The sequence below is a fragment of the Lentzea sp. NPDC059081 genome (assembly GCF_042738015.1).
GTDB lineage: Bacteria > Actinomycetota > Actinomycetes > Mycobacteriales > Pseudonocardiaceae > Lentzea.
Genome location: NZ_JBHYGW010000005.1, coordinates 445448 through 465982, shown reverse-complemented (window position 1 = coordinate 465982; position 20535 = coordinate 445448). Strand labels below are relative to the sequence as shown.

At 69.0% G+C, this 20535-nt stretch carries 20 protein-coding genes; 17 read left to right on the top strand and 3 right to left on the bottom strand.

Annotation, left to right across the window (positions count from 1 at the left end; genetic code table 11):
- Positions 1-61: 61 nt before the first annotated feature.
- From ACFWV3_RS15220 to ACFWV3_RS15200, 5 genes are all read left to right on the top strand, one after another.
- On the top strand, positions 62-688 hold the full coding sequence (locus ACFWV3_RS15220; protein WP_382411767.1) for a TetR/AcrR family transcriptional regulator: 627 nt from the start codon (positions 62-64) through the stop codon (positions 686-688).
- Between the two features lie 142 nt (positions 689-830).
- Positions 831-1832: an aldo/keto reductase gene (locus ACFWV3_RS15215; RefSeq protein ID WP_382411766.1), complete on the top strand. Its 1002-nt coding sequence runs from the start codon at positions 831-833 to the stop codon at positions 1830-1832.
- A 20-nt stretch (positions 1833-1852) separates the two neighbouring features.
- Positions 1853-2692 carry a helix-turn-helix transcriptional regulator gene (locus tag ACFWV3_RS15210; protein WP_382411765.1) on the top strand — a complete coding sequence of 280 codons (840 nt, stop codon included), beginning with the start codon at positions 1853-1855 and terminating at the stop codon, positions 2690-2692.
- A gap of 61 nt (positions 2693-2753) precedes the next feature.
- Complete coding sequence (locus ACFWV3_RS15205; protein WP_382411763.1) at positions 2754-3710, top strand: quinone oxidoreductase family protein; 957 nt, start codon at positions 2754-2756, stop codon at positions 3708-3710.
- Between the two features lie 121 nt (positions 3711-3831).
- On the top strand, positions 3832-4539 hold the full coding sequence (locus tag ACFWV3_RS15200; protein ID WP_382411761.1) for an alpha/beta fold hydrolase: 708 nt from the start codon (positions 3832-3834) through the stop codon (positions 4537-4539).
- A gap of 67 nt (positions 4540-4606) precedes the next feature.
- Here the strand turns inward: ACFWV3_RS15200 and ACFWV3_RS15195 are convergent, their stop codons facing one another.
- Entirely contained in the window at positions 4607-5995 is a 1389-nt protein-coding gene (locus ACFWV3_RS15195; RefSeq protein ID WP_382411759.1) for a KamA family radical SAM protein, read from the bottom strand.
- A gap of 130 nt (positions 5996-6125) precedes the next feature.
- Between ACFWV3_RS15195 and ACFWV3_RS15190 the strand changes: the two genes are divergently transcribed.
- Positions 6126-6584, top strand: coding sequence for an FxsA family protein (locus ACFWV3_RS15190; RefSeq protein WP_382411757.1), 459 nt, complete (start codon positions 6126-6128; stop codon positions 6582-6584).
- Complete coding sequence (locus ACFWV3_RS15185) at positions 6581-7141, top strand: GNAT family N-acetyltransferase (protein ID WP_382411756.1); 561 nt, start codon at positions 6581-6583, stop codon at positions 7139-7141. Before ACFWV3_RS15190 ends, ACFWV3_RS15185 begins: the two co-directional genes overlap by 4 nt.
- Here the strand turns inward: ACFWV3_RS15185 and ACFWV3_RS15180 are convergent.
- Together ACFWV3_RS15180 and ACFWV3_RS15175 are read right to left on the bottom strand one after the other, a co-directional pair.
- On the bottom strand, positions 7130-8299 hold the full coding sequence (locus ACFWV3_RS15180) for a WD40 repeat domain-containing protein (protein WP_382411754.1): 1170 nt from the start codon (positions 8297-8299) through the stop codon (positions 7130-7132). The two genes, ACFWV3_RS15185 and ACFWV3_RS15180, sit on opposite strands and share 12 nt — an antisense overlap.
- 69 nt (positions 8300-8368) lie before the next feature.
- Positions 8369-8764: an SsgA family sporulation/cell division regulator gene (locus tag ACFWV3_RS15175; protein ID WP_382411753.1), complete on the bottom strand. Its 396-nt coding sequence runs from the start codon at positions 8762-8764 to the stop codon at positions 8369-8371.
- A gap of 100 nt (positions 8765-8864) precedes the next feature.
- Between ACFWV3_RS15175 and ACFWV3_RS15170 the strand changes: the two genes are divergently transcribed.
- The 10 genes from ACFWV3_RS15170 (at position 8865) to ACFWV3_RS15125 (ending at position 20438) form a co-directional block, all read left to right on the top strand.
- Positions 8865-9824 carry a TIGR03885 family FMN-dependent LLM class oxidoreductase gene (locus tag ACFWV3_RS15170; protein WP_382411752.1) on the top strand — a complete coding sequence of 320 codons (960 nt, stop codon included), beginning with the start codon at positions 8865-8867 and terminating at the stop codon, positions 9822-9824.
- Complete coding sequence (locus ACFWV3_RS15165; protein WP_382411750.1) at positions 9821-11329, top strand: alpha-amylase family protein; 1509 nt, start codon at positions 9821-9823, stop codon at positions 11327-11329. The genes ACFWV3_RS15170 and ACFWV3_RS15165 overlap by 4 nt, the downstream gene beginning before the upstream one ends.
- Positions 11330-11399: 70 nt before the next feature.
- Positions 11400-12410: an L-erythro-3,5-diaminohexanoate dehydrogenase gene (locus ACFWV3_RS15160; protein WP_382411749.1), complete on the top strand. Its 1011-nt coding sequence runs from the start codon at positions 11400-11402 to the stop codon at positions 12408-12410.
- A complete protein-coding gene (locus ACFWV3_RS15155) occupies positions 12403-13950 on the top strand; it encodes an amidohydrolase (protein ID WP_382411820.1) in 1548 nt (515 codons plus the stop codon). Before ACFWV3_RS15160 ends, ACFWV3_RS15155 begins: the two co-directional genes overlap by 8 nt.
- Before the next feature lie 3 nt (positions 13951-13953).
- On the top strand, positions 13954-15525 hold the full coding sequence (locus ACFWV3_RS15150; protein ID WP_382411747.1) for a lysine 5,6-aminomutase subunit alpha: 1572 nt from the start codon (positions 13954-13956) through the stop codon (positions 15523-15525).
- The gene (locus tag ACFWV3_RS15145; RefSeq protein WP_382411745.1) at positions 15518-16270 is read left to right on the top strand and encodes an OAM dimerization domain-containing protein; all 753 of its coding nucleotides are present in this window, start codon (positions 15518-15520) and stop codon (positions 16268-16270) included. Before ACFWV3_RS15150 ends, ACFWV3_RS15145 begins: the two co-directional genes overlap by 8 nt.
- A 26-nt stretch (positions 16271-16296) precedes the next feature.
- On the top strand, positions 16297-16665 hold the full coding sequence (locus tag ACFWV3_RS15140) for a hotdog domain-containing protein (protein ID WP_382411744.1): 369 nt from the start codon (positions 16297-16299) through the stop codon (positions 16663-16665).
- A 45-nt stretch (positions 16666-16710) separates the two neighbouring features.
- Positions 16711-17886, top strand: a complete 1176-nt coding sequence (locus ACFWV3_RS15135) for an ATP-binding protein (RefSeq protein ID WP_382411743.1) — start codon at positions 16711-16713, stop codon at positions 17884-17886.
- On the top strand, positions 17883-18923 hold the full coding sequence (locus ACFWV3_RS15130) for a ParA family protein (RefSeq protein ID WP_382411742.1): 1041 nt from the start codon (positions 17883-17885) through the stop codon (positions 18921-18923). The genes ACFWV3_RS15135 and ACFWV3_RS15130 overlap by 4 nt, the downstream gene beginning before the upstream one ends.
- A 99-nt stretch (positions 18924-19022) precedes the next feature.
- Positions 19023-20438 carry a DUF4331 domain-containing protein gene (locus ACFWV3_RS15125; protein ID WP_382411741.1) on the top strand — a complete coding sequence of 472 codons (1416 nt, stop codon included), beginning with the start codon at positions 19023-19025 and terminating at the stop codon, positions 20436-20438.
- Positions 20439-20535 lie beyond the last annotated feature (97 nt).

Here is a 20535-nt window from a genome sequence, read left to right as displayed (position 1 = left end):
CTGCATAGTGATGTGTGCCACGTCAGATGAGCGGATCGGCGAACTGGGTACGATCGCCGGCATGACGCGCGGAGAAACCCCTCGCCGCCGGCCCAACCGCAAGGGCGAGGGCGGTCTGCTGCGCGCCGAGATCGAACGGGCGGCCATGGAGCTCCTGGACGAGCTGGGGTCGCCCGAGGCGCTGACGCTGCGCGGCGTGGCACGGGCGGCGGGCATCACCGGCCCGGCGATCTACCCGCACTTCGCCGGTCTGCCCGAGCTGCACGCCCGCCTGCGCGAGATCTCGTTCGCGCACATCGTCGAGCAGACGAACGCGGCCGCCGCGGGCATCACCGACCCGCGGGCCGAGCTGATCACCCGCTACTGGGTGTACGTGGACCTGGGGCTCGCGTATCCGGCGCGGCGCAAGCTGGTCCTCACGCCGGCCAACGCGGTGGACCCCAACGCGATGGCCGCGCTGGACACCCTGGTGGAGGTGCTCGACCGGTGCGTCGCGGCCGGCCTGTCGCACAGCACCGACACGCGGCTGGACACCGCGCTGACACTGGCCGCGATCACCGGCCTCCGCGTGACGCAGGGCGTGTTCCCCTTGCCGCCGTTGCACACCGCGATCGAGGAGATGGTCGCGCGCCTGGCGAAGCTGACGGAGCCGGTCGCGGCGGGAAGCCTCGGCGCCGGACGGGCGTGAGGGGCTCGCCGGAGCGGCCGAGGGTCGCCCTGCCGGACCGGGGATCGGCAGGGCACTGGTGGCGCGCCGAGTTGTCAGCAGACTGAGTGCCGCGAGGGCGGCCGGACGCCGCCCGGGAACGAAGCGGGACGAGGAAAAGACGATGACTTTGAGGCAGCACGCCATCGGCGGCAGCGGACTGGAGGCCTCCGTCGAGGGCCTCGGCACGATGGGCATGACCGCGATGTACGGGACGCCCGACGACGCCGAGTCCGTCGCGACCGTCCACCGCGCCGTCGACCTCGGCGTCACGATGTTCGACACCGCCGACATGTACGGCCCGTTCAGCGGTGAGCAGCTCCTCGGCCGCGCCCTCGCCGGCCGCCGCGACCAGGTCGTCGTCGCCACCAAGTTCGGCGGGCTGACCCTCGACGACGCCGGGCGGATCGTCGGCGGGCCCAACGGGCGGCCGGAGTACCTGCGCGCCGCGGTCGACGGGTCGTTGCGCCGCCTGGGCACCGACCACATCGACCTCTACTACCAGCACCGGGTCGACCCCGGCGTGCCCGTCGAGGAGACGTTCGGGGCGCTCGGCGAGCTCGTGACCGCGGGCAAGGTGCGGTACCTGGGCCTGTGCGAGGCGTTGCCGGACGCGATCCGCGCCGCGCACGCCACCGCGCGCCTCTCCGCGGTGCAGACCGAGTACTCGCTGTTCACCCGCACCGCCGAGGCCAACGGCGTGCTGGACACCGTCGAGGAGCTGGGCATCGGCTTCGTCGCCTACTCGCCGCTCGGCCGCGGCCTGCTCACCGGCGGCCTGCGCGGGGTGGAGGACCTGCCGGAGAACGACTTCCGCCGCACCGCGCCGCGGTTCGCCGGCGACAACCTCCGGCAGAACCTGCGGCTGGTGGACCGCGTCCGGGCCGTCGCGGACGAGCTGGGCGTCACCGCGGGTCAGCTGGCGCTGGCGTGGGTCCTGGCCCAGGGTGACCACGTGACGGCGATCCCCGGCACCAAGCGCAGGACGTACCTCGAGCAGAACGTCGCGGCGGCCGCCGTCGACCTCGACCAGGCCGCCCTGAAGAAGATCGACGACGCCGTCCCCGCCGACGCGGTCGTCGGCCAGCGCTACGCACCCCCGGCGATGGCGTCGATCCAGGAGTGACCCACGGCGGAAGGCGGCTCATGGCGGACAACGACCTCGGCGACTTCCTGCGCGCCCGGCGGCAGGCGTTGCGCCCGGAGGACGTCGGGCTCGTTCCCGGCGGCCGCAGGCGCACCCCGGGCCTGCGCCGGGAGGAGGTGGCGATGCTGGCGAACCTCTCCGTGGACTACTACGAGCGGCTGGAACGCTCCCGCGGCTCGAACCCCTCGGAGGCGCTGCTGGCCAACCTCGCCCGCGCCCTGCGGCTGACCGTCGACGAACGCGACTACCTCTACCGGCTGGCCGGCCACCCGCCGCCCGCACGCCCCGCGCACGGCGGCTACGTCGACCCGTCGATGATGTTCCTGCTGGACGCGCTCACCACCGTGCCCGCCCACGTCATCGACGACCTCACCACCGTGCGGGCGCAGAACCCGTTGAGCCGCGCGCTCATCGGCTCCTGGACCGGGCTGGAGGGCCACGCCGCCAACGTCACGTGGCGCTGGTTCACCGATCCGGCCTCGCGGGCGCTCAACATCCCCGAGAAACACGAGGAGATCGGCCGCGGCTACACGGCCGACCTCCGCGCCGCCACCGCGCGGCTCGGTTCCGACCGCACCGCGCAGCGGCTGGTCGGCGACCTCCTCGACGCCAGCGCCGAGTTCGCCCGGTACTGGCAGGACATGCACGTCCAGCCGCTGCGCTCCACCCCCAAGGTCCTCCTGCACCCGCGGGCGGGCCGGCTGGAGGTGCAGTGCGACATCGTGCTCAGCACCACGACCGGGCATCGGCTGGTGATCTTCCGGCCGCAGCCCGGTTCCAGCACGGCGGAGAGCTTCGACTTCCTCCGCGTCCTCGGCCAGCAGGTGTTCCACGACTGACGGCGCCCGCCGGGCCGGACTGTACTTGCGGGTACATTTTTCGCTGCCTAGCGTCGGCCGCATGAGAGCAGTGATCATCAGCGAAGCAGGGGGACCGGACGTGTTGCGGTTGCAGGAACGGCCGTCACCTCGTCCGGGTCCCGGAGAAGTCCTGGTGGACGTCCGGGTGGCGGGGGTGAACTTCTTCGACGTCGGCATCCGCCGGGGCCGGATGGCCGAGGTGCCGGGCATGGAGGGCGCCGGCGTGGTGGCGGAGGTGGGCGAGGGCGTCGACGAGTTCGCCGTGGGGGACCGTGTCGCGTGGCTGACGATCGACACCCACGCCAGCTATGCGGAGCAGATCGTGCTCCCGGCGGCGAACGTCGTCGCGGTGCCCGACGCCATCGACGACGAGACGGCCGCAGCCGTGCTGTTGCAGGGCCTGACCGCGCACCACCACAGCACCGTCTGCCACCCGGTGCAGCCGGGGGACGTCACGCTCGTGCACGCCGCCGCCGGTGGAGTCGGGTTGTTGCTGACCCAGCTGGTCAAGGCTCGGGGCGGCACCGTGATCGGCCTGGTGTCCCGGCAGGAGAAGGTCGAGATCGCCGCCGCCGCGGGCGCCGACCACGTCCTGGTCTCCACCGGTGACGCGTTCGTCGAGCCGGTGCTGGGGCTGACCGGCGGCGAGGGCGTGCACGCGGTGTTCGACGGCGCGGGCGGCCCCACGTTCGCCGGATCGCTCCAGGTGCTGCGAACCCACGGCACGATGGTGTTCTACGGGCCGTTGATCGGCGACGTGCCGACCATCGCGATGAACGAGATCCCGCGCAGCACGCGCCTCACCTACGGCACGCTGCCCGACCACATCCGCACCCGCGAGGAGCTCGTCAGGCACGCCGCCGACCTGTTCGCGCTGGTGGAGAAGGGCGAGCTGGTGGTGCGGATCGGCGGCCGCTACCCGCTGGCCGACGCGGCGAGGGCCCACGCGGACATCGAGTCGCGGGCGACAACCGGGAAGCTGCTGCTGATCCCGTGACCGAGCAGCACTGGACCCCGGTGGGCGCTGCCCGGAGTGGCGACCGAACACGACCGCGCGGCAGGCTCACGCAAGCGCGCGCCGCGCACGATCCGACCGAACGACACAAGGAAGTGAGCGGATGAGCGAACCGTTGCCGACCGTGGTGCTGGTGCACGGCGCCTTCGCCGACGCCTCGAGCTGGAACGGCGTCATCAAGCACTTGCAGGACAGGGAATATCCGGTGATCGCGGTGGCGAACCCCTTGCGGAGCCTCGACACCGACACCGACTACCTGAACGAGGTCATCGCCGGGATCGACGGCTCATTGGTGCTGGCCGGGCACTCCTACGGCGGCATGGTGATCTCCGGCGCCGCCCACGACAACGTCACAGCACTCGTCTACATCGCCGCCTTCGCTCCGGAAGCGGGCGAGAGCGCACTCGACCTGTCCACCCGGTTCCCCGGCAGCACGCTGGGCGACACGCTGAACGCCACCCCGCTCGGCGACGGCACCACCGACCTGAGCATCCGGCAGGAGGAGTTCCACGCCCAGTTCGCCGCCGACGTCCCCCAGGAGGTGGCCGCACTCGCCGCCGCCGGCCAACGCCCGGTGCGCGACGCCGCCCTGGCCGCCGGAGCCGGTGAACCCGCTTGGCGAAGCATCCCGTCGTTCTTCGTCAACGCGGCCGCGGACAAGAACATCCCCGTGGAAGCCCAGCGGTTCATGGCGGAACGCGCCGGCGCCCGCGAGGTCGTCGAGATCAGCGGTGCCTCGCACTCGGTCGCGGTGTCCCACCCGGACGAGGTCGCCGCCCTGATCATCCAGGCCGCCGGCGCCACCGGCTGAGCACCCGCCGCACCGCAGGACATGAGGATGGGGCCGCTTCTCCCACAAGCGGCCCCATCGTGGCTCGTCAGCTCTGGTCGGCCCACCACTTCCGACCGGCCTCGCCGAGCGTGGAGATCGGGTCGTAGTAGGGGTAGCGGCGGTTCAACGCCTCCGGGTCCTCCAGTTCGATCCCGGTGCGGTAGTTCTTGGTCCAGTAGGAGATGCCCAGCTCGCGGTCGTACTCCTCGAGCTGGTGCACCCACCGCTTGCCCACGTACGGCACGTCGCACACGATCCGCGGCGTCGCGTACCCGGGCAGGTAGCCCATGATCGAGTGCTGGAGCTCCTGCGCCTCCCACACCGACACCCGCCAGTGCTCGGCGTTGGGGATCATGTCGCACATGTAGAAGTAGTAGGGGAGGATGTTCGCTTCCCCTTGCAGCGCAAAGCAAAGGTCGAGCAGGTCGTCCGGCGAGGCGTTGACGCCCCTCATCAGCACGCCCTGGTTGCGCACGTCCCGCACGCCGACTTCCAGCGCGGTGCGGGCGGCCTCGGCCACGAGCGGCGTCACGGACTGGGCGTGGTTCACGTGGGTGTGGATCGCCAGGTTCACGCCACGGCGGGAGGCCGTGCGAGCTACGCGTTCCAGGCCCTCGACCACGCGCGGCTGGAGCCAGTGCTGCGGCAGGCCGGCGAGGGCCTTGGTGGCCAGGCGGACGTCGCGGACGGTCTCGATGTCCAGCAGGCGCATCAGGAACGACTCGAGCTGCGGCCACGGCACGTTCGCCACGTCGCCGCCGGAGACCACCACGTCGCGGACGCCGGGCGTCTTCTTCAGGTACTCGATCATCTGGTCCTGGCGGTCGACCGGCTTCAGCGAGAGCTTGTGCTTGTCGATCAGCGGCGTCGAGTTGCCGACCAGGTCCATGCGGGTGCAGTGGCCGCAGTACTGCGGGCAGGTCGAGACCATCTCCGCCAGCACCTTGGTGGGGTAGCGGTGGGTCAGGCCCTCGACGACCCACATCTCCGCCTCGTGCAGCGAGTCGCGCTGCGAGTGCGGGTGGGACGGCCAGCGGGGGTCGCGGTCGGAGGCGACCGGCAGCATGTAGCGGCGCACCGGGTCGGCCAGGAAGGCCTCGGTGAACGCGTCCGGGGTCAGCGGGGCGTCGACCGCCATCGTGTTGACCATCTGCGGCGGGATCAGCATCGACATCGTCGCGAACGACGACTGGTCGGCGGCGAGGTCGTCGTAGAACTTGTCGGTCAGCAGGTCGCCCGCCACCTTGCGGAGCTGCTTCACGTTCTTGACGCAGTTCACCCGCTGCCACTGGGCGTCTCGCCACTGCGCCTCGGTCACGTGGGCCCAGCCGGGGAAGCGTCGCCAGTCGGGTTCGACCAGCTCACGGCGGACGTACGTGTACGGCTGGCGGTCCAGCCGCTCCAGCGCCGTGGGGGCGTCGTGCAGCGCGGTCATCCGTACTCCTCAGCGTCGAGGTCGCGTAAAGATATCCTGTCATACCGCTAGGCTGCCGTAAATATTTCAGCTCAAGCCCTGGTGGAGGGGTGGTCGGGAGCATTTGGGGCGTCCCGTGCGTTCAACCGGTATGCCTGTCTTCGCTCTGGTGCTCGTCGCTTTCTTCGCCGAGGTCGCGGTCATGGTCGCCGTGGCCAACGCCATCGGCGGGCTCTGGATGATCGCGCTGCTCCTCGTGGGCTCCCTGATCGGTCTGTCGCTGGTGCGCAGGCAGGGCGCGCAGACGATGGCGGCGTTGCGCGAGTCGGTGTGGCGGCGTCAGCAGCCGCACCAGGAGATGGCCGACGGCATGCTCATCGCGGCCGCCGGTGCGTTGATCATGGTGCCGGGCTTCCTCAGCGACGTGGTCGCGTTGTTCCTGCTGTTCCCGCCCACGCGCAAGATCGTGAGCAGGCGGATCGCGCGCAAGGCGGAGGCGGCGTCGCTCAAGTTCGAGCACGAACGGCGCTTCGGGGCCGGTCAGGTGGTCGAGGGCGAGGTCGTCGACGTCGACCCGGTGATCATCACGGATCGGCGCGAGCTGACGTGATCCGCGCCTACCGGCCGGTCGACCTGGACGCGCTCTACGACATCTGCCTCGACACGGGCAACGGCGGCCAGGGCGTGCGTCACCTGTTCGACGACCCGCGGCTGCTGGGCCACGCCTACGTCGGCCCGTACGTGGCGTTCGAGCCCGACCTGGCGTTCGTCGCGGAGGACGACGACGGCGTCTGCGGCTACGCGGTGGCGACGTCCGACAGCGAGGCCTTCGAGGACCGCTGCGACCGCGACTGGTGGCCCGACCTGCGCATCCGCTACCCGCTGAGGCCCAACGCGAACCGGATCGTGGAGCAGATCCACCACCCCGTCCGCGTCGACCCGATGCTGGTCCGCGACTATCCGGCGCACATGCACGCGAACCTGCTCCCGCGCGCCAAGGGCAGGGGTTTCGGCGGCACGCTCGTGCGGACGGTGCTCGAACGCCTTGAGAAGGGCGTGCATGTGCACGTGCGGCACCACAACACACACGCGATCGGCTTCTGGGAACACATGGGCTTCCGCGTGATCGACTCCGCGGACAAGCTCGTCCTGGGACTACGTCTGTAGCTTGCGGAACAGCCGCACGACGTTGTCCTGCCCGCCCACCGCGACGAGGTCGTCCGGACCGGTCGCGATGGCGTTCACGGTCGACGACGCCTCGGGCAGCGCGGTGACGCGTCGTCCGTCCGGCAGGCTCCACACACCGACCCCGCCCTTGCCCGTGTTCATGAACAGGTGCTTGTTGTCGCGGGTGAACGCCATCGCGTCACCTTTCGGCGGCGCGTCCTGCAACGCGATGTCCTTGTCCTGCTTGAGATCCCACACGCGCGCAGGGATGTCCTTCTTCTTCGCGCCGATGTGGCCGCCCTCCACGGCGAGATAGGTGCCGTCGCGCGACACGACGAGGGTGCTCGGGGAGTTCTCGACGGTCAGGACCGTGCGGCCGTAGTCCTCGCTCGCGGTGTCGTAGAGCCGGATCTCGTGGTCGCCGCTGACCGCGAGGCTCGTGTCGTCGACGAACACGGCGCCGTCGACCTCGCCGAGCTTCGCCACGGTGTCCCGGCCGCTCGCCTTGCGCACCTGCGACGCCTCCGCGGTGCGGATCAGGATCAGGTCCCCGTCCGGCGAGTACGCCAGCGCGTCGACCCAGTCGGTCATCCTCGTGAACGTGGTCTTCAGGGCCCAGGTGTCGGTGTCGAACAGGCGCACCCTGCCGTCCCAGCCGCCCGCCGCGAGCCGGGCGCCGTCCGGGCTGAACGCGACGGCCTCGACGACCTCGTCGTCGACGGTGAACTTCTTGACCAGGTCACCCGACCGCACGTCCCACACGTGCACGTCGCCGCTGAAGCTGCCGGCCGCGACCAGCTTGCCGTTGGGGGAGAAGGACAAGCTCTCGATCCCGCCGTCCGAGCCCGTCAGCAACGCCTGCTGCGCCCACTCGGCGCCGCGCACGGGAGGCGGGTCCGCCGTGACCACCGCGATCAACGGCGGCACCCCGGCCACGACCAGCACGGCCGCGCTCGTCGCCACGACCCGCCTGCGCGACGGCCGGGGTCCCTGTTCCGTCTTCCCCCACGCCCACACCGCGAACCCGAGCGACGCGACCGCGGCCAGCGCGCCCACCACGCTGGCGATCTTGTCGGCGGTGTCGAGCCCGCTCGCGAGCAGCCAGCTGACCGCGGTGCTCACCGCGGCGACCACCACCAGCACACCCAGGAACCGCATGCCCTGATCTCGGCGGGCACCACCGGGCGGTTACGCGGTCGCGCGCCAACCACCCGAACGCAGCACCGGTCAGGCCAGCAGGTCCTTCAGCAGCAGGTCGAAGTCGACGACCTCGCCCCCCGCCGGCACCGCGGCGTAGGTGGAGTCGAGGAACCGCCCCAGCTCGTCCGCCGACAGGTGGAACACGGCGTGCGAGTCCTCGGTGAGGAGCTCCAGCACGAGCACGTCCCCGTCCGCCGGGCGTAGCCGCACGTCGCCCATCCCCGCCGGCGACATCAGCCCGTCGGCCAGCAGCTCGCGGCCCACCAGCCACGTCGACTCCTGGTCGCGTGTGTGGAAGCGCATTGTCACCGCATGCGGATCGTCCGAGCGATAGTGGAGGTCGACGTTCATCGACTCCATGGAGCCGTCCGGCCGCACGAACTCAACGACGGTCACGGTGCCGACCCGAGTCTCGTTGAACATCGTCGTTCCTCCTCCGCAGCGAGGTGCTGCCCTACACACGGGCACCGGGTTCGATCGGTTCAAAGCTTTCTCGAACTGCTCGATTGGGTACAGAAGCCGCATGACGGTCTACGGCATCCACGCCTCACACGAGCAGATACACCCCGCCGGCCTGCTCACCGCCGTGCGCAGGGCCGAGGAGGCCGGGTTCACCGCGGCCATGAGCTCCGACCACTTCTCCCCGTGGAGTTCGCGCCAGGGGCAGTCGGGGTTCGCCTGGTCGTGGCTGGGGTCCGCGCTGCAGGCCACGAATCTGCCGTTCGGTGTGGTCACGGCACCCGGTCAGCGCTACCACCCGGCGATCACCGCGCAGGCCATCGGCACTCTCGCCGCCATGTACCCCGGCCGGTTCTGGGCCGCGCTCGGCACCGGCGAGGCCAGCAACGAGCACATCACCGGCGACGTCTGGCCGCGCAAGGACGTCCGCACCGCCCGGCTGCGCGAGTGCGTCGACGTCATCCGCGCGCTGCTCTCCGGCGAGGAGGTCAGCCACGACGGCCTGGTCACGGTCGACCGCGCCAAGCTCTGGACGGTGCCGGACGAGGTGCCGCAGCTGATCGGCGCGGCCGTGAGCCCGGAGACGGCCCGGTGGTGCGCCTCCTGGGCGGACGGGCTGATCACCGTCAACGCGTCACCGGAACGCCTGCGTGCAGTGGCTGACGCCTATCGCGACGCCGGCGGCCGCGGCAAGCTCCACCTCCAGGTGCACCTCAGCTGGGACCCCGACGAGGACAGGGCGATGGCGACGGCGCACGACCAGTGGCGCAGCAACGTCTTCCAGCCGCCCGTCTGCTGGGACCTGGAGATGACCGACCACTTCGACGTCGTCTCCGAGCACGTCACGCCGCAGCAGGTGGCCGAGGTCGTCAACGTGTCGTCGGACCTGAAGTGGCACGCCGGGCAGCTCAACTCCTACGAGGAGCTCGGCTTCGAGGAGATCTACCTGCACCACGTGGGGCAGGACCTGACCGCGTTCGTCGACGCGTTCGGCGAGCACGTCCTGCCGGAGGTGGCCGCGTGATCCGCACATCTGACGTCTGGTGGAAGAACGCCGTCCTCTACTGCCTCGACGTCGAGACCTTCTCCGACGGCGGGTTCCGCGGTGCGACGGAACGCATCGACCACTTGCACGCCCTGGGCGTCACATGTCTGTGGCTGATGCCGTTCTACCCGACGCCGGAGAAGGACGACGGCTACGACATCACCGACTTCTACAACGTCGACCCGCGGCTCGGTTCGCTCGGCGACTTCGTGGAGTTCGTGCGCGCCGCACGGGACCGTGGCATGCGCGTCATCGCCGACCTCGTCGTCAACCACACGTCCGACCAGCACCCGTGGTTCCACGACCCCGAGAAGCGCGACTGGTACGTCTGGTCCGACAAGCCGCGCGACGACGGACCGCAGGGCATCACGTTCCCCGACAAGGAGAACTCGCTCTGGGAGTACTCCGAGGAGGTGGGGAAGTACTACCTGCACCGCTTCTACAAGCACCAGCCCGACCTCAACGTCGCCAACCCCGCCGTCCGCGACGAGATCGCGCGGATCATGGGCTTCTGGATGGAGCTGGGCCTCAGCGGCTTCCGCGTCGACGCCGTCCCGTTCCTGCTCGAGCACCAGGAGAAGACCGACGCGATCGACCTGCCCGACCCGCACGACTACCTCACCGACCTGCGCGCGTTCCTTAACCGCCGCAACGGCGAGGCCGTGCTGCTCGGCGAGGTCAACCTGCCGTACAAGGACGCGATGGCGTACTACGGCCAGGGCGTCGGCGACGAGCTGAGCATGTGCTTCGACTTCGTGGGCATGCAGGCGATGTACCTGGCGCTGGCCCGGCAGTCGAGCGGCCCGCTGGTCAAGGCGCTGCAGGAACGCCCGCTGCCGCCGCGCGACGGGCACTGGGCGACGTTCGTGCGCAACCACGACGAGCTGACGCTGGACAAGCTGCCCCTCGACGAACGCCAGGAGGTCTTCGACGCGTTCGGCCCGGATCCCGACATGCAGCTCTACGGCCGCGGTCTGCGCCGCCGGCTGCCGGGCATGCTCGACGGCGACCAGCGCCGCATCCGGATGGTCTACAGCCTGCTGTTCACGCTGCCGGGCACGCCGGTGCTCTTCTACGGCGAGGAGATCGGCCTGGAGGAGGACCTGTCGCTGGAGGGCAGGCTCGCCGTGCGCGTGCCGATGGACTGGGACGAGGCCGGCAAGCAGCGCCACGACCCCGACTCGCTGCTGACCTGGATGCGCAAGCTGGTCGAGCTCTACCGCGAGGCCCCGGAGCTGGCGTGGGGGACCGTGCAGGTGCTCGACCTGGGCGACCCGACCGTGTTCGCCCACCGCGCCGACTGCGACGGCGGGTCGGTCATCGCCGTGCACAACTTCGCGGACCAGGACGTCACCGTGCGGGTCCCGGCCGAGGGGCTGCTCACGGATCTGGCGTCGGGGGCGACGGTGAAGCCCGCGAAGATCGGCGCGAAGGTGGACCTGGCGCCCTACGACTGCCGCTGGTTCCGCGTGATTTCTGAGTGATGCTTGCGGGATCTTAGCGCTTCACGTGAAGATATCTTCGAGACAGCGTCGTCGACCGAAGGATTTTCAGGTGAGTGCGTACGGACTGCACCGCGTCCTCGAGCCCGTCGGTGTCCTGCCGCAGCAGGCGTGGCGGCTGGACGCGACCCCGGTCGCCGCCGCCGACGAGGTCGTCGTCGCCGTCGAGCGCCTCAACCTGGACGCGGCGTCGTTCCGGCAGCTCAGGGAGCTGCACGGCAGCGGCGCCGCGGTCCGGCAGGCCGTGCTCGACATCGTGGCCGAGCGCGGGAAGATGCAGAACCCCGTCACCGGGTCGGGCGGGATGTTGCTCGGCACCGTGCTCGAGGCGGGCCCGGAGTCGCCGCTCGGGCTGAAGGCGGGCGACCGGATCGCGACGCTGGTCAGCCTGACGCTCACGCCGTTGAAGATCGACGACGGCCTGCGCGACTGGGACGGCGAGGACGAGCAGGTGCCGTGCCGGGGGACCGCGGTGCTGTTCGGGCGGTCCATCGCGGCCGTGCTGCCGGACGACATGTCCAACGAGCTGGCGTTGTCCGTGCTCGACGTGTGCGGTGCACCGGCGCTGACCGACCGTGTGGTGCGCAGGCATCCCGGTGGGTCCGTGTTGGTGCTCGGTGGTGGCGGGAAGTCGGGGTCGCTCTCTCTCGCGGCCGCCCGTCAGGCTGGTGCGTCGCGTCTCGTGGCGTTGGTGCCGACGGAGCGTGAGGCGGCATCGGTGCGTTCGTCGGGTCTCGCGGACGAGGTCGTCATCGCGGATGCGCGCAACCCTGTCGCCGTGGCCGAGGCCGTGGGCAAGCAGGTCGACGTGACGGTCGTGTGTGTGGACGTGCCGGGGTGCGAGCACGGAGCCATCCTCGCGACCGCGGACGGCGGGACCGTGATCTTCTTCTCCATGGCGACCTCGTTCAGTGCCGCCGCTTTGGGAGCGGAGGGTCTGGCCGCCGACGTCGAGATGCTCGTCGGCAACGGGTATGTGCCTGGTCACGCCGCGTTCGCCTTGGAGCTGGTCAGGACCCAGCCGGGTGTGCGGGCGCTGTTCGAGCACCGGCAGACTGCGTGACGTGAGTACGCAACTTTTGGTCGGCGGCCGCATCTACGCACCGGATGCGACGGCGATGGCCGTCACGGACGGCGTCGTCGTGTGGATCGGACAGGACTCGGTCGGCCGTGCACTGCACCCCGACGCCTCGGTGGTGGAGCTGAACGGCGCCTTCGTCGCGCCCGCGTTCGTCGACGCGCACGTGCACGCCACGTCGGCCGGCCTGCTCCTGACGGGCCTCGACCTGACTCGAACCTCCTCAGTGGACTCGTTGCTGCAACAGGTGCGCGACGCCGAAGGACCGCTCGTGTGGGGACACGGCTGGGACGAGACGCGTTGGCCCGAGAACCGGCCACCGACGCGTGCGGAGATCGACGAGGCCGCGGGCAGTAAGACCGTGTACCTCTCACGCATCGACGTGCACTCCGCGCTCGTGTCGTCCGACCTGATCACGGACGACGTGCGCGCGGCGGACGGGTGGTCGGAGGATGGTCCTCTCTCGCGCGCGGCCCACCACCACGTGCGCGGCACGGCCAAGGCAGCCATCACGCCCGAACAGCGCGAGGCAGCGCAACGGGCGTTCCTCCGCCACGCCGCTTCTCGGGGCATCGCGTCCGTGCACGAGTGCGCCGGCCCCGACATCTCCGGCGAGGACGACCTGCGCGAGCTGCTGGCGCTGGACGAGGGCCCCGAGGTGGTCGCCTACTGGGGCGCCCACGACCTGCCTGCTGTCCCCGTCCGCGGCCTGGCCGGCGACCACTTCGTCGACGGCGCGATCGGCTCGCGCACGGCCGCGCTGGTCGAGCCCTACGCCGACGCCGCGACCTCCGGCGCCCTCTACCTGAGCGGTCAGCAGATCGCCGACCACCTGGTGAAGTGCACCGAGCTGGGTGTGCAGGCCGGGTTCCACGTCATCGGCGACGCCGGCATGGCCGCGATCATCGAGGGCTTCACCCTCGCCGAGAAGGCCCTCGGCACCCCGACGCTCGCCTCCGCGCGCCACCGCCTCGAACACGTCGAGATGGTCTCCGCCGAACAGGCTCGGCAGCTCGCCGGGTGGGGCGTCATCGCGTCCGTCCAGCCGCTGTTCGACGCCGAGTGGGGCGGCCCGGCCGGCATGTACGTGCAGCGGCTCGGCACCGAACGCGGAGTGGGGCTGAACCCCTATTCACGTCTGGCTGCCGCAGGCGTCGTCCTCGCGTTCGGCTCGGACACCCCGGTAACCGCCATCGACCCGTGGGCCGCCGTGCGCGCCGCGGTGCACCACCGGACCGAAGGCTTCGGCGTCTCACCCCGCGCCGCCTTCACCGCCCACACGCGTGGCGGCTGGCGTGCGGCAGGCGTGGACGACGGTCTGACCGGCACGCTCCAGCCCGGCGCGCCTGCGACGTACGCGGTGTGGGAGACCGGCGACCTCGTGGTGGCCGGGTCCGACGCGCGGGTGCAGCGCTGGTCGACCGACCCGCGGTCGGGCGTGCCCGGGCTGCCGGACCTGACCGGTCCGGCGCCGGTGTGCGTGCGGACCGTGCTGAACGGCCGGACCATCTACGAGAGGAAGTGACTCATGGCGTTGCTCGACCTCGACCCCAGGGTCGTCGCCACCGCGCGCGAACTCGCGGCGCGGGCGGCCGAACCGGTGGTGTCCCTCGCGAAGGCGCACACCACCGTCGCCGTCGAGCGCGCCACGCTTCGCCTGGCCGGCATCACCGGCGCGGACTCCACCCACCGCGCCGGTGACGTGCCGTGGGTCAACCGGGTGATCGACACGGTTCGCGAGCAGTGCGGGCTGGAGCACGGCGTGGTGCTGCCCGCCTTCCACGCGCTCAAAGAACACAACCTCGCCACCCTCACCGAACTGGCGGAGGCCACGGCGGCGGGGCAGGTCCAGTTCAAGGTCCCCGAGGGCAAAGACCGCACGGCGGCGAAGAAAGCCGCCACGTCCGCCGTCGCCAAGGGCCTCAAGACGGTCGACCGCAACCGGGCCCAGCGCGACAAGCTCGTCACCAGACTCGGCGACCCCGCCCAACGGCCGTGGATCTACCTCATCGTCGCGACCGGCGACATCGACGAGGACGTCGTCCAGGCGCAGAACGCCGCCCGCGCCGGTGCCGACATCATCGCCGTGATCCGCTCGACCGGGCAGAGCCTGCTCGACTACGTCCCGGAAGGCGCCACGCACCACGGGTTCGCGGGCACGTACGCCACGCAGGAGAACTTCCGGATCATGCGCGCGGCCCTCGACGACGTGTCCAAGGAGGTCGGCCGGTACGTGCGGCTGACCAACTACGCGTCCGGGCTGTGCATGCCGGAGATCGCCGTGCTGGCGGGGCTGCAGCGGCTCGACATGATGTTGAACGACTCGATGTACGGCATCCTGTTCCGCGACATCAACCCGATCCGCACGTTCGTCGACCAGCGCTTCAGCCGCCAGGTGCACGCGCGGGCCGGCATCATCATCAACACCGGCGAGGACAACTACCTCACCACCGCGGACGCCGTCGACGCCGCGCACACCGTCACGGTCTCCCAGCTCCTCAACGAGCACTTCGCCCACGAGGCGGGACTGCCCGACCACCTGCTGGGCCTCGGGCACGCGTTCGAGATCAACCCGAAGGTGCCCGACTCGTTCCGGCTGGAGCTCGCCCACGCCCTCCTCGCGAGAGAGCTCTTCCCGGACGCGCCGCTCAAGTGGATGCCGCCCACCAAGCACATGACCGGCGACGTCTTCAACGGCTACCTGCTGGACGGGTTCTTCAACCTCGCGGGCGTCCTCACAGGACAGTCCATCCTGCTCGTCGGCATGATGACCGAGGCCGTCGTGACGCCGTTCCTGTCCGACCGCGACCTCGCGCTGCAGAACGTCCGGTACGTGCTGAACGCCGCGGGCAGCCTCGCGGAGGACTTCCGGCCCGCGCCGGACGGGCTCATCGTCAAGCGGGCGCACCAGGTGCTCGGCGAGGCCGTGGACCTGCTGGGCAGGATCGTCGACGACGGACTGCTGAACGCGATCGCGGACGGCACGTTCGGGTTGATGAAACGCCCTGCGGACAAGGGCAAGGGCGCGGACGGCGTCGTCGAGAAGGCCGAGCAGTACTTCAACCCCGCGAGCGAGATGCTGGAGGCCCGCGATGCCTGACGCGAAGAGGTACGTGCGGCCGTACGGCGACACCACCGGCGACGGCATGATCCAGACGTCGTTCACGCTGCCGATCCCCTTCGGCCCCAAGGCGGACGGCGCGGCGCAGCAGCTCGCGAACAAGATGGGCATGGACCCCGCGATGGTGGTCCACTCGAACCCGATCGGCGACGACTTCACTTTCTTCGTCGTCTACGGCTCGGTGAAGCACCTGGTGGACCTCGACGAGGTCAAGGTCGTCGAGCGCGAGTACCCGCTGCTGTCGCCGGCGGAGGTCAACACGACGCTCAAGAAGGTGTTGCGGCGCAAGCTGGTCGTCGTCGGCGGGTGCATCGGGACCGACGCGCACACGGTCGGCATCGACGCGATCCTCAACATCAAGGGGTTCGCCGGTGAGAAGGGCCTGGAGTACTACCGCGAGCTGAAGGTCGTGAACCTCGGCGCGCAGGTGAGCGTTCCAGAGCTGGTCCGCAGCGCTCGTGCGGAGAAGGCGGACGCCGTGCTGATCTCCCAGGTCGTCACGCAACGGGACGCGCACATCCTGAACACGCAGGAGATGTCCGCGGCGTTCCGCGAGGCGATGGGGGACAGGCGCCCGCTGCTGGTCGCGGGCGGTCCGCGGTTCGACCCGTTGATGGCGGGCGAGCTGGGGGTTGACCGGGTGTTCTCCCGGGGTACCACGCCGGGCGAGGTCGCGAGCTACCTGGTGCACGCGATGCAGGAGAAGAAGGGAGTCGCCGCGTGAGCGGGGCTTTGGTAGAAGGCTTTCAGGTGACGCACCGCCGTTACGTGCCGCACTCCCACGCGCACTACGGGGGCAACCTCGTCGACGGGGCCTACGGGCTCGGGATGTTCGGCGACGTGGCCACGGAGCTGCTGATCCACACGGACTCGGACGAGGGGCTCTTCGCGGGCTACAGCTCCGTCGAGTTCGCGGCACCGATCCAGGCCGGCGACGTCGTGGAGGCCACGGCGACGCTGGTGCGCATCGGCAAACGATCACGCGAGATCGAGTTCGAGGCCCGCGTCGTGGCGCGGTCGGCGCCGGAACGAGGTCCATCGGCGGCCGATGTGCTGGCTGAGCCGATCGTCGTAACGCGGGCACGCGGAACTGTCGTGGCTCCGAAAGCCGCGGAATAACAACACCACAATGCAAAGATCACGCGATCTGCGAAGATTGCTGCCATGACCACCGATCTTGCCGACGTGCTCGGGACTAGCGAGGCTCCGAACCTCGAGTTCAAGGAGTCCGTCCCGGACCGCAAGGTGATCGGGCAGGTGATCTGCGCGTTCGCCAACGATCTACCGAAGTGCGGCGGAGGGGACCTGCTCATCGGCGTGAACGATGCAGGCGAGCCGGTGGATTTGTCGATCACCGACCGCCTCTTGCTCACGCTGACCGAGTACCGCGATGACGGACGGATCATCGATCGGCCCTCGATGACAGTCGAACGCGCCGTCTTCAAGGGCAAAGAGGTGGTGAGGATCAGGGTCGAGGCCTCAGCGGCTCCGCCGGTGCGGTTCGACGGCACTGTCTACGTACGTCCCGGTCCGACCACTCGGAAGGCACACCGAGAGGACGAACGTGTGCTGACAGAGAGGCGGCGCGAGCTCTCAGGGCCGTTCGACAGTCACGCTGTTCACTCGGCTTCGATCGACGACCTGGATCTTGCTCTGTTCCGGTCGACCTACCTGCCGTCCGTTGTCTCGCTGGACGTGTTGGAGGAAAATGGACGTCCGACCGATCTTCAGTTGGCATCACTAAGGCTGACTGATCCAGTTGGTGTTCCTACTGTTCTTGGCTTGCTTGCGATCGGGCTCAACCCAAGTGCGCAGATTCCCGGAGCCTACGTCCAGTTTGTTCGTTACAAAGGGGTTGACCTTGACGCCCCTGTCGCGGATGACCAGGAGATCCGGGGCAACGTGATCGACACTGCAGCTCGGCTGTCGGCCGTCCTGCGTGGACACCTTCACACCGCACTGGTCTCGATGGGCGACTTCAGAGAAGAGGAACGTCCTGACTATCCACTGGAAGCACTTCGAGAGATTTGTATGAACGCGGTCATGCATCGCAACTACGAGTCGTCGTATGCGCCAGTTCGTATTGCCTGGTTCGATGACCGGATCGAAGTGACTAATCCTGGTGGGCCGTTCGGGCAGGTTAACGCTGACAACTTCGAGCGAGTTAATGACTATCGGAACCCGTCGTTGGCCGGTGCTATGAAGTCCATGGGGTACGTCAACCGATTTGGGCGTGGTATCGGGCGAGTTCGAGCATCGCTGGAGCGCAACGGAAATCCTCCCGCTGAGTATGTTGTGGACGATGCATCCTGGTTGGTGGTTGTGAGGAGGCAGCTGTGATCTCGTTGGCTCTCTTCAACAACAAGGGTGGGGTTGGCAAAACTACGCTCACCTACCATCTTGCGCATATGTTGGAACGGCTCGGGCAACGTGTGCTTGCTGTCGACCTCGATCCGCAGTCGAACTTGACGGCTGCTTTCCTTGATGAAGATGACCTCGCAGCGCTGTGGAACGAGTCAAGCAGTCCCGTCCTGGGGCAACTTCAGCCGCGCTTGTTGCCTATGTTGGACGCTGCGAACCCGGGAACCTTGGCTGCCGCAGTGGGGCCGATCATGGAAGGCCTGGGTGATATCGAACTGTTCGATCCCATCAGGATAAGGGACACCCTATGGTTGTTGCCAGGTGACTTGGAGCTGAGTGCATTCGAAGAGAAGCTTTCCGACGCGTGGCCACGCAGCTTTACTGGTATAGATATGGCTGCGATCAGGGCAACTACTGCGTTCCATCGGATCATTTCAGCGGCTGCGCAAAAGGTTCGTGCAGACATTGTTCTCATCGATGTCGGCCCTAACTTGGGGGCGATTAACCGATCTGCGCTTCTGGCATCTGACACGGTACTGATGCCGTTGGCAGCCGATCTTTTCTCGCTTCGAGGCCTGATCAACCTGGGGCCTGCGCTTCGTCAGTGGCGAACCACGTGGCAGGAGACGGTACTTCCGAAGGTGCCGTCTGCTATCGAGGCTCCAGCTGGCAACATGGTCCCGCTTGGATACGTGATCATGCAACCGACCATGCGGCTAGATCGGCCTGTCGCGGCATATCGACGCTGGCTGGATCGCATCCCCGGTGTCTTCGCGGACGAAGTGCTCGGCGGCGCGCCACTTCTGTCGCAGGCTGGTGGCTTCGAGATCGCGACCGTGCGGAACTACCAGAGCCTGATGCCGTTGGCGCACGACGCGCGTAAGCCAATGTTCGACCTACGCTCTGCCGACGGCGCGATCGGCAGCACGCTGGGACTGGTCCAGCGGTGCTACAAGGAGTTCCGCAGTCTGGCTGAGATGGTTCTCGCCAGGTTGGCGGGTGCCAAGTCGTCGTAGTGGACAACGGCTCCCAAAGCCGCGGAATAACAGGAAAAACTCGACCGAACCGGCAGACGTCCTGCTCCGAATCCCTGGCTGTTGGAAGGGAGCAGGACAATGTCATCTGGCAGGAAACAGCGATTACGGCGCGGTGCCATCGCGGTGCTCGTGGTCGCGGGAGCGGCGGCGATACCGGGGGCCCAGGCCTCCAGCCACCGCGAGGCACCCCTGATCGCGGCCGACCCGGCGGTCGACAACACCGACGTCTACGCCTTCACGAGTCCGGACAGACCCGACACCGTCACGCTGGTCGCGAACTGGTTCGGGCTGCAGGAACCCAACGGCGGCCCCAACTTCTACCCGTGGGCGACCGACGCGCGCTACGACGTCAACATCGACGCCGACGGCGACGCGGTGCCGGACAAGACGTTCCGGTTCACGTTCACCACCGACGACCGGCGCGGCGGCAAGTCGCCCACGTTCCTCTACAACAACGGGCCCGTCACCTCGATCAACGACGACAACCTGTTGTTCCGCCAGAACTACACCCTGGAGCTCGTCGAGCAGGGCAGGACCACGCCGCTCGTGCGCAACGGCCGGGCGGCGCCCTCGAACACCGGCCCCGCGTCGTTCCCGGACTTCGGCGTGATCAGGGACCAGGCGACGGCGAAGATCCCCGGTGGCGGCCAGGTCTACGTGGGACCGGCGGAGGACCCGTTCTTCCTGGACCTGCGCGTGTTCGACCTCCTCTACGGCGGGAACCTGAAGGAGGTCAACCAGGACACGCTGATGGGCTACAACGTCAACACCATCGCGCTCCAGGTGCCGAAGACGCTGCTCGCGCTCAAGGGCGACCCCAAGAGGAACCCGGTGATCGGCGTCTGGAGCGACACCGAGCGCCGGACGCTGCGGCTCGACCCCGGCAAGGCGACGCCGCAGGGTGGCTTCGTGCAGGTGTCGAGGCTGGGCAACCCGCTGGTCAACGAGGTCGTCGCCTCCGCGCCGCTCAAGGACGCGTTCAACGGCCTCGAACCGGTCAACGACGCGAGGGTCCAGGCGTTGCTGGATCGCGTGAACGACCCCGAGCTCGCCCGGCTGATCCAGCAGATCTACGGCATCCCGGCGCCCAAGACGCCGCGCGCCGACCTGGTCGAGATCTTCCTGACCGGCATCACGACGAAGGCCGGCGGCCCGATCAAGGCCGATCTCAACTCGCAGCTGAACAACTCCGACGTCGACCCGAAGAAGTTCCAGCCTTCGGAGATGCTGCGGCTCAACATGTCCACGCCGGTGACGAAGAACCCCAGCCGGCTCGGCGTGCTCGGCGGTGACCCGCAGGGCTTCCCCAACGGCCGCAGGCTCTTCGACGACGTCGTCGACATCGAGATCCAGGCCGTCGTCGGCGCGGCGCAGACCGGCAAGCTCGTGCCGGCGCTCGCCAAGGGCGACCGGGTCAACGGCAACGACGTCCGTTTCGGCGACAGGTTCCCGTACGTCGGGCTGCCCGGCAACAGGGCGGTCAACTCCCGCTAAGCGAAGGTGCCTCAGATGTGGAAAACCTTTCCGCTGCTGGCAGCTTTGCTCGCCGTTGCCGCCTGTGCCTCCCCGCAGGCGGCAACACCCGCCGCAG

Coding starts and splice junctions, on each gene's coding strand:
- ACFWV3_RS15220 (WP_382411767.1), top strand. CDS start 62: ATGACGCGCGGAGAAACCCCTCGCCGCCGGCCCAACCGCAAGGGCGAG.
- ACFWV3_RS15215 (WP_382411766.1), top strand. CDS start 831: ATGACTTTGAGGCAGCACGCCATCGGCGGCAGCGGACTGGAGGCCTCC.
- ACFWV3_RS15210 (WP_382411765.1), top strand. CDS start 1,853: ATGGCGGACAACGACCTCGGCGACTTCCTGCGCGCCCGGCGGCAGGCG.
- ACFWV3_RS15205 (WP_382411763.1), top strand. CDS start 2,754: ATGAGAGCAGTGATCATCAGCGAAGCAGGGGGACCGGACGTGTTGCGG.
- ACFWV3_RS15200 (WP_382411761.1), top strand. CDS start 3,832: ATGAGCGAACCGTTGCCGACCGTGGTGCTGGTGCACGGCGCCTTCGCC.
- ACFWV3_RS15195 (WP_382411759.1), bottom strand. CDS start 5,995: ATGACCGCGCTGCACGACGCCCCCACGGCGCTGGAGCGGCTGGACCGC.
- ACFWV3_RS15190 (WP_382411757.1), top strand. CDS start 6,126: ATGCCTGTCTTCGCTCTGGTGCTCGTCGCTTTCTTCGCCGAGGTCGCG.
- ACFWV3_RS15180 (WP_382411754.1), bottom strand. CDS start 8,299: ATGCGGTTCCTGGGTGTGCTGGTGGTGGTCGCCGCGGTGAGCACCGCG.
- ACFWV3_RS15175 (WP_382411753.1), bottom strand. CDS start 8,764: ATGTTCAACGAGACTCGGGTCGGCACCGTGACCGTCGTTGAGTTCGTG.
- ACFWV3_RS15170 (WP_382411752.1), top strand. CDS start 8,865: ATGACGGTCTACGGCATCCACGCCTCACACGAGCAGATACACCCCGCC.
- ACFWV3_RS15150 (WP_382411747.1), top strand. CDS start 13,954: ATGGCGTTGCTCGACCTCGACCCCAGGGTCGTCGCCACCGCGCGCGAA.
- ACFWV3_RS15145 (WP_382411745.1), top strand. CDS start 15,518: ATGCCTGACGCGAAGAGGTACGTGCGGCCGTACGGCGACACCACCGGC.
- ACFWV3_RS15135 (WP_382411743.1), top strand. CDS start 16,711: ATGACCACCGATCTTGCCGACGTGCTCGGGACTAGCGAGGCTCCGAAC.
- ACFWV3_RS15125 (WP_382411741.1), top strand. CDS start 19,023: ATGTCATCTGGCAGGAAACAGCGATTACGGCGCGGTGCCATCGCGGTG.